The 1,557-nt window shown below is 49.7% G+C and carries 2 protein-coding genes; both read right to left on the reverse strand.

What is annotated here, in order from left to right; genetic code table 11:
- Positions 1 to 55: 55 nt before the first annotated feature.
- Complete coding sequence (ccoO, locus tag ACTHUE_RS18500) at positions 56 to 667, reverse strand: cytochrome-c oxidase, cbb3-type subunit II (RefSeq protein WP_003748778.1); 612 nt, start codon at positions 665 to 667, stop codon at positions 56 to 58.
- Between the two features lie 24 nt (positions 668 to 691).
- Positions 692 to 1,557 (reverse strand): cbb3-type cytochrome c oxidase subunit I (locus ACTHUE_RS18505; protein ID WP_440424138.1); only part of this gene is annotated, 866 nt, incomplete at its 5' end.

Raw genomic sequence — 1,557 nt, forward strand, 5'->3', positions numbered from 1 at the left:
GCTGATAAATACCCAAACAGTAAAGAGCGAGCGAGCCCAGTTAGCGTCCATGATGTTACCTTACGTTTTTCAATGCCAAGCCCAAGCCTTGCAGATAGGCGATAACAGCGTCCAGCTCTGATTTGTTAGCCAGCATTTCAGGTGCTTTGGCAATTTCTTCATCGCTGTAAGGTGTACCCACTTTACGCAGGGCTTTCATATGCGCCACAGTTGCCTCGGCATCGACTTTATTTCGTGCGAGCCATGGGAATGCAGGCATATTGGACTCCGGCACAACGTCGCGCGGGTTCAGCAGGTGGATGCGGTGCCATTCATCGGAATAACGGCCGCCAACACGAGCCAAATCCGGACCGGTACGTTTAGAACCCCATTGGAACGGATGGTCATAAACAGACTCACCGGCAACAGAGTAATGACCGTAACGTTCAGTTTCTGCACGGAATGGACGAATCATTTGAGAGTGGCAGTTGTAGCAGCCTTCGCGCACATAAATATCACGACCGGCCACTTGCAGGGCGTTGTATGGTTTCACGCCGGGTGCAGGTTCGGTAACTGCCTTGGTGAAGAACAGCGGAACAGCCTCAATCAGAAGGCCGACGCTGACTACAAGCAGGGTGAATACAATCAGTACGCCGACTTTTTCTTCAGCTAATTGTTGTAATTTCATTTTGGTAGCCTATCTTTCTTGTCATTAGTGGTGTTGAGTTTGAGAAACCGCAGGAATCTCAGCATCAACTGCTTTACCACTGATAGCAGTACGGTAAACGTTATATGCCATGATGCACATACCGCTCAGGTACAGAAGACCGCCGGCGAAACGAATCATGTAGTAAGGCATGGTACGTTTTACGGATTCAACGAAGGAATAAGTCAGCGTGCCATCGTCATTCAAAGAACCCCACATCAGACCTTGCATTACGCCGGCAATCCACATTGCAGCGATATACAGAACCACGCCGATGGTCGCGATCCAGAAATGCGCCTCAACCAATTTGGTGCTGTACATTTCATTTTTGCCGAACAAGCGGGGAATCATATAGTAAACGGAACCGATGGTTACAAAGCCCACCCAGCCCAATGCGCCGGCGTGAACGTGTGCAACAGTCCAGTCGGTGTAGTGGCTCAGAGCGTTAACGGTTTTGATAGACATCATCGGACCTTCGAAGGTAGACATACCGTAGAAAGACAGAGAAACGATCAAGAATTTCAAAATCGGGTCGGTACGCAGTTTGTCCCATGCGCCAGACAGAGTCATGATACCGTTGATCATACCGCCCCAAGAAGGCGCAAACAGGATCAAAGACAATACCATACCCAAAGATTGAGTCCAGTCAGGCAACGCGGTGTAGTGCAAGTGGTGAGAACCAGCCCACATATAAGTGAAAATCAAAGCCCAGAAGTGGACGACGGACAAGCGGTAAGAGTAAATCGGACGGCCTGCTTGTTTTGGTACGAAATAGTACATCATACCCAAGAAGCCGGCTGTCAGGAAAAAGCCCACCGCATTGTGGCCGTACCACCATTGAACCATCGCATCAATCGCACCTGCGTAAACCG

The organism is Neisseria sp. P0021.S005, assembly GCF_051956955.1.